The organism is Phycicoccus sp. (assembly GCF_035325325.1).
Classification (GTDB): Bacteria; Actinomycetota; Actinomycetes; order Actinomycetales; family Dermatophilaceae; genus Phycicoccus.
This window is the reverse complement of sequence record NZ_DAOLAC010000022.1, coordinates 52,302-58,374: the sequence shown is the minus strand read 5'-3', so window position 1 is coordinate 58,374 and position 6,073 is coordinate 52,302. Positions and strand designations below refer to the sequence as shown.

Below are 6,073 nucleotides of genomic sequence, written 5' to 3'. Positions count from 1 at the left end.
CGAGGACGTAGGTGCCGGCCATCACGAGGAAGCCGCTGGTCCCGCCGCTCAGCCCGCCGAGCACGGCGGTCAGCGCGAGGCCGCCCCACCCGAGCCAGCGCGCCGCGCCGATCTCGTGCCCTGCCGCCATCCGTCCCACCGGTCCTCGTCGCTCGTCGTGCCCGCGCACCGTACCCGCACCGGGGGGTCGGCCGAGGCGGTTCGGGGCAACTCGCCGCCGCTCGTCCGGCCACCGCGCGGGCCGCCGTCCTGCGACGATGGTCCGATGCGGATCGAGGACGTCGCGGACGAGCTCTACGCGCTCGCGCCCGAGGACTTCACCGCCGCCCGCAACGCCCGGGCCCAGGAGGCGAAGGCCGCCGGCGAGACCGACCTCGCGGCGTCCCTGCGCACCCTGCGCAAGCCGACCGCCGGGGCCGGGCTGCTCAACCGGTTCGTCCGCGAGCGGGGCGAGGAGGTCGAGCAGGTCCTCGAGCTCGGGGCCCGCCTGCGGGCGGCGCAGGGCACCCTCGGCGCCGCCGAGCTGCGCGCCCTCGACGCCCAGCGCCGGGCCCTGACCCGCGCCGTCGCCCGGCAGGTCGCCGACCTCGCCCGCGCCGACGGCCGGAACGTCTCGCCCGCCGTGCTCGGGGCCGTCGAGGAGACGCTGCGCTCGGCCATCGTCGACGCCGCCGTCGGCGCCGCCGTCGCGTCGGGACTGCTCACCGACACGGTGAGCGCCAGCGGGCTCGAGCCGGTCGACCTCTCCCGCGTCGTCGCGCTCGGGGTGGACGGACCGGCGCCACGCCGCCCCGCCGCCGACGTCGAGCGACAGCCCGACGCGGCGGCGGTCGCCGCCGCCGAGCAGGCGCTCGCGGACGCCGAGGAGTCCCTCCGGGCCGCCCGGGACGCGGCCGAGGAGGCCCGGCAGCGCGCGGTCGGTGCGCGCCGGCGACGCGAGGAGGCCGAGGCATCGCTCGAGACTGCGCGGCGCCGGGTGGCCGAGCTCGAGCAGCTCCTCGGTGACGAGCGCGACGCCGAGGACGCCGCCCGCCGCGCCCAGCTCGCCGCCACGCGGGACGAGCGCTCGGCGACCGAGGCCGTCACCCGCGCCCGGCACCGCCTCGACGCCGCCGCCCGCCCCTGAGCCACCACCCGGCCGACCCGGCCGGTCGACCCACCCGACCCGACAGGAGCACCCATGACGGACGACCCGGCCGCGCAGGAGACGCGCGGCGTGACGGTGGAGACCCTCGCCCTGCTCGACCTCACCGGTGAGATCGAGGGACTCGAGGGGTACCGGCTCCGGATGCGCCGCATGACGATGGCGCCCGGCGCGGTCTTCGGCCCGGTCCACGACCACCGGGGTCGCCCCGGCACGGTCTACGTCCTCGAGGGGACGATCACCGACCACCGGGACGGCGTCGACACCGAGTACGGCCCGGGGCCGGGCTGGCCCGAGGACCGCTCCACCCGGCACTGGCTCGAGAACCTCGGGTCGGTCCCCGCGGTCGAGGTCTCGGTCGACCTCGTCCGGACCGACTGACGCCGGTCAGCCCACCTCGACACGGTCCGGCGCGGTCTCGGCCGGGTGCTCCTCGACGCTGCGGGAGTCGGTGAGCGACGAAGCGCCCCAGGCCGCCAGCACCCCGACGACGACCGCCAGGGCGAGGTAGGTGACGCGCTCGCCGTGGAAGAAGGACGCGACGAGGTCCGCGCTCCAGGCCCCGGGCGGCAGGGTCGTCGTCACGAGCACCGCGACGAGGGTGCCGACGACGGCGGTGCCGATGCTCGAGCCGACCTCCTGCGCCGTGTCGTTGAGCGCCGTGCCGAGGGAGGTGCGGTTGGCCGGCATCGCGTCGACGAGGGCCACCGCGCAGGTCGTCATCACGGTGCGCAGGCCGAGGGTGAGCACCACCATCGCCACCGCGATGGCGGCGTACCCGTGCTCGACGCCCCACGCCATCCCCGCGAGCGAGGTCGCGAGGAACCCGGCGCCGACGAGGCACGCCACGCGGTGACCGTACCGCCGCACCAGCCACTCCGAGACCGGGGTCGCCAGGAGCATCGTGACGATGAGGGGGAGGTTGGCCAGGCCGGCGCGGACGGGGCTCCATCCCCACGCGTACTGGAAGTGGAGGATGAGGCCGAACATCACCCCGGCCATCGCGATCGATGTCCCGACCTGGGCCATCGCGGCGCCGCGGACGGTCCCCCGCGAGAAGAGCGCGAGGTCGAGCATCGGTGCGGCGGTTCGCCGTTCGCGCCGGATGAACGCCAGCAGCGCGCCCACGGCCCCGACCACCGACGCCACGGTCGGCACCGACAGCCATCCGTGCTCGACCCCGCTCGTCAGGGCGTAGCACGCCAGGCCGATGGCGGCGACGCTCAGCACGGCGCCGGGCAGGTCGGGCGCGTCGTCGGTGAGGTCCTCGCGGCGGTCGGCCGGGACACCGAGGCGCACGCCGACCCACGCGAGGAGGGCGATGGGGGCGTTGACGAGGAGCAGCCATTCCCACCGGACGTGGGCCAGCGCGGTGCCGCCGAGCAGGGGACCGAGGACGAAGCCGGACATGCCGACGACGATCATCACCGTCATCGCCCGCATCCGCAGGGCCTGGTCGTCGAAGAGGCGGAAGACCAGCGAGTTGGTGATCGGCGCCATCGCGGCGGCGGCGACCCCGAGGGCTGCACGGACGGCGATGAGCTCGCCGGTCGTCGACACCGCGGCGACGGTGAGGCTCACGAGGCCGAAGACGGCAAGCCCGACGAGGAGCACGCGTCGACGGCCGAGCCGGTCGGCCAGCGAGCCCGCGGTGAGCAGCAGCCCGCCGAAGGTCAGCGAGTAGGCGCCGGTGACCCACTGGAGGGCGGTCGTGCCGCTGCCGAGGTCGCGCCCGATGGTCGGCAGCGCGATGGTCAGCAGGGTGTTGTCGACCATCTCGACGAAGAACGCGAGGCAGAGGGCCGCGAGCGGCACCCAGGCCGCCCGGAGGGAGGGGTAGGTGCGCGCCGGGGCCGCCGGGGTGGTGGTCGTCATGGCGGCCTCCTCGCTATCGAACGACGTTCGGTTCTCGAACACAGTTCGATACGATAGAACGATGTTCGGTCCGACGCAAGCCCCTCCCCCGCCGGTGTGGTCTGATGGGGCCGTGCCCCCTCAGCGACGCGACCCCCGGGACGCCCGCGGCCCCGCCGTCCGCCGCGGCCGTCCGCCACGCGCCGGAGGCCCCCGCGCCGGCGGCGCGCGCGAGCGGCGACGGGCATCCCACTCGCTCGAGTCGGTGCTCACCGAGACCGTCGCGCTGCTCGATGCGCACGGCGAGGCCGGGCTGAACTTCCGGGCGCTGGCCGGGCGGCTGGGTGGCGGTGTGGGCAGCATCTACTGGTACGTCTCGAGCAAGGACGAGCTGCTCGACCGCGCCTCGGACCACGTCCTGGCCGGGGTGCTCACGGCCGTGGCCGACGTCGGGGGCGGCGACCCGATCGAGGACCTGCGCACCATCGCGGTCACGCTCTTCGACGCCATCGCCGACCGGCCCTGGCTCGGCGCGTACTTCATGCGCGACACCGAGGTCCAGCCCAACGCGCTGCGGCTCTTCGAGAAGCTCGGGCAGCAGGTGCTGCGACTCGACCTCACCCGGCGCCAGCAGTTCCACGCCGTGTCGGCGGTCGTCGGGTTCGTCGTCGGCACCGCGGCCGACATGGGCCAGGAGCCCCCGCCCGAGGTGCTGTCCGGGGAGGTCGACCGGGCGGAGTACCTCGCCGCTGCCGTCGCGCAGTGGCGGGCCCTCGACCCGGCCGAGTTCCCCTTCGTCCACCGCATCGCGGACGAGTTCGAGGGCCACGACGACGCCGAGCAGTTCCGGGCCGGGCTCGACCTCCTGCTCGCCGGGCTCCGGCTCCAGGCCGGCGGCTGACCGAGCGCCCCTCGAGGACCGGCGACCGCCGCCCGGATCCGGGTCCGGTTGCCGGCGGTGGAGGTTGTGGGGAGGATCGAACGGGTAGCGCACCGGGGACCGACGACGCCCACGCCGGCGCCGCGGCGAGACCGAGGAGGACCATGAGCACGGTCGACACGACACCACCGCCGGTCAGCGCCGTCCTGCGCCTCGAGGAGCTCGACGCCCTCGACGGTGCGGTCGCGGCCCTCGAGCCGGTCGGGTCCTTCTTCTCCGGCGGGGGTCTCGGCCGCGTCCTGCGCGGCGACTGGCTCGGGCACGCCCTGCACCCGGTGCTCACCGACGTCGTCATCGGGACCTGGACCTCGGCCTCGTTGCTGGACGTCGTCGGCGGCGAGGAGTCGCGCGACGCGGCCCGCACGCTCGTCGGCGTCGGACTCGCCGCGGTCGGCCCGACGGCGTGGACCGGATGGGCGGAGTGGGCCGGCGCGGGCCGGCGCGAGCAGCGGGTCGGCGTCGTCCACGCCGTGAGCAACGGGCTGGCCATCGGGTTGTACGCGGCCTCGTACGTGTCCCGTCGCCGCGGGCGGCACTCGGCCGGAGCAAGGCTCGCACTCGCCGGCTTCGCCGTCTCCGGGGCGGCCGCCTACCTCGGCGGGCACCTGGCGGCGGCCCGGGACGTCGGCAGCCACCATCCCGCGTTCGACGACTGAGGGCGAGCGCCGCGTCTCAGGTGCCGGTGAGCTGGGCGACGACCGGCGCCATCCGGTCGGCCGCCCCGGCCCCGACGACGACGTAGGAGTAGCCGATCTCCTCGCGCCGGCGTCGGAGCTCCTCGACGGCCGCGACCGGGTCGGCCGGTAGGACGAGGAGGGAGTCCGCGTCGCGCAGGGCCTGCGGGTCGGTCTCGGTCGCCGAGGCCATGAACGGCGCGACGTCGTCACCGACGACCGGCACGTGCAGTGCGAGCTCGACGTCGCGGACGCGCAGCACCTCCCGGGCCCGGGCGGCCATGCCCTCGCGGGTGTCGCCGAGGCGGGCGGCGAAGGTCAGCGTGTCGGCGACCTCGAGCCCGACGGCGGTCGCCCTCGGGCCGCGGACGGCCATGACGACGGGGGTGTGCACGTCGGTGCCGTCCATCGCGCGCAGCTCGTCGACGGTGTCGCGCACCCGGTCGAGCCGCTCGGCCGGTGACGGCACCGCCATCCCCCGCTCGCGCAGCTCGTCCTCGATGCCCGGCCGTCCGGTGCCGATGCCCATCTCGAACCTCCCCTCGGTGAGCTCGGTGAGGGAGTGGGCCTCCCAGGCGGTGGCCCACGGCGGGCGGAAGGGGCTGGCGTAGACCCAGGTCCCGACGCGGAGGTCGGCGACGGCTGCGGCGTGCGCGAGCAGCGGCGCCGGGGCCGGCTGCCAGAGCGGGACGTCGGGGACGAGGAGGGTCGAGAACCCCTGGCCGGCCAGTCGGCGGGCCTGCTCGGTCCACGAGCGGACGTCGGTGAGCAGCGGGGCCACCACGCCGAACCGGAAGGGCCGCGTCATGAGGCGTCCCCGCCCGTGGCGCGCAGGACCGGGTAGCGCAGGTGGAGGACGCGGTCACCCTGGATGACCGTCGTCGGGTCGCCGAGCAGGTGCTGTGCGTCGACCGAGCCGAAGTACCGCTTCCCCGAGCCGAACACGACGGGAACGATGTCGATGGCCACCTCGTCGACGAGCCCGAGGCGCAGCGCCTCGCCGCCGACCTCGCCCGCGCACACGGCGACCACGCGGTCGCCGGCCCGGCGCTTCGCCTCCTCGACCGCCGCCGTCACGTCGTCGAAGAACGGGACGTCGGCCTCGGGGTGCCATCCCTCGGGCCTGGGCCGGTGCGAGACGACGAGGAGGTGCTCGCCGGCCGGCGGGTCGGCCTCCCACCCGTTGGTCAGGTCGAAGAGGTGCCGGCCCTGGATGGTCGCGCCGATGCGGTTCCAGAAGGAGCTGACGTACTCGTGGGACCGCTCGCTGACGCGGAACGGCCCGTGCGCCTCGCCCTCCCCCTCGGTCTCGATCGGCCGGTCGCCGTTGAAGTACCAGTCGAAGAGCGGCCCCAGCTCGTCGTGCTCGTCGGCGATGAAGCCGTCCAGCGATGCCACTGCGTGCATGATCACGGTTGCCATGCCACGACAGACTGGCACCGACCGCACGACTCATCGGTC

The 6,073-nt window shown here is 75.5% G+C and carries 7 protein-coding genes; 4 read left to right on the top strand and 3 right to left on the bottom strand.

Features of this window, described 5'->3' with window-relative positions:
* The first annotated feature begins 265 nt into the window (after positions 1–265).
* Both PKA89_RS13365 and PKA89_RS13360 read left to right on the top strand, forming a co-directional pair.
* Positions 266–1,126 (top strand): hypothetical protein, encoded by an 861-nt coding sequence (locus PKA89_RS13365; RefSeq protein WP_324420239.1) that lies wholly within the window; start codon positions 266–268, stop codon positions 1,124–1,126.
* 54 nt (positions 1,127–1,180) lie between these two features.
* Positions 1,181–1,525: a cupin domain-containing protein gene (locus tag PKA89_RS13360; protein WP_324420237.1), complete on the top strand. Its 345-nt coding sequence runs from the start codon at positions 1,181–1,183 to the stop codon at positions 1,523–1,525.
* 6 nt (positions 1,526–1,531) lie between these two features.
* Here PKA89_RS13360 and PKA89_RS13355 read toward each other — a convergent pair whose 3' ends face one another.
* Positions 1,532–3,019 carry an MFS transporter gene (locus PKA89_RS13355; RefSeq protein WP_324420235.1) on the bottom strand — a complete coding sequence of 496 codons (1,488 nt, stop codon included), beginning with the start codon at positions 3,017–3,019 and terminating at the stop codon, positions 1,532–1,534.
* Between the two features lie 244 nt (positions 3,020–3,263).
* On the opposite strand from PKA89_RS13355, the gene PKA89_RS13350 reads away from it, so the two are divergent.
* Together PKA89_RS13350 and PKA89_RS13345 are read left to right on the top strand one after the other, a co-directional pair.
* Complete coding sequence (locus PKA89_RS13350) at positions 3,264–3,899, top strand: TetR/AcrR family transcriptional regulator (protein ID WP_324420233.1); 636 nt, start codon at positions 3,264–3,266, stop codon at positions 3,897–3,899.
* Positions 3,900–4,042: 143 nt separating this feature from the next.
* Entirely contained in the window at positions 4,043–4,594 is a 552-nt protein-coding gene (locus tag PKA89_RS13345; protein WP_324420231.1) for a DUF2231 domain-containing protein, read from the top strand.
* Between the two features lie 16 nt (positions 4,595–4,610).
* Here PKA89_RS13345 and PKA89_RS13340 read toward each other — a convergent pair whose 3' ends face one another.
* Entirely contained in the window at positions 4,611–5,420 is an 810-nt protein-coding gene (locus PKA89_RS13340) for an LLM class flavin-dependent oxidoreductase (protein ID WP_324420229.1), read from the bottom strand.
* Positions 5,417–6,034, bottom strand: a complete 618-nt coding sequence (locus PKA89_RS13335; protein ID WP_324420227.1) for a dihydrofolate reductase family protein — start codon at positions 6,032–6,034, stop codon at positions 5,417–5,419. Before PKA89_RS13335 ends, PKA89_RS13340 begins: the two co-directional genes overlap by 4 nt.
* Between the last annotated feature and the right edge of the window lie 39 nt (positions 6,035–6,073).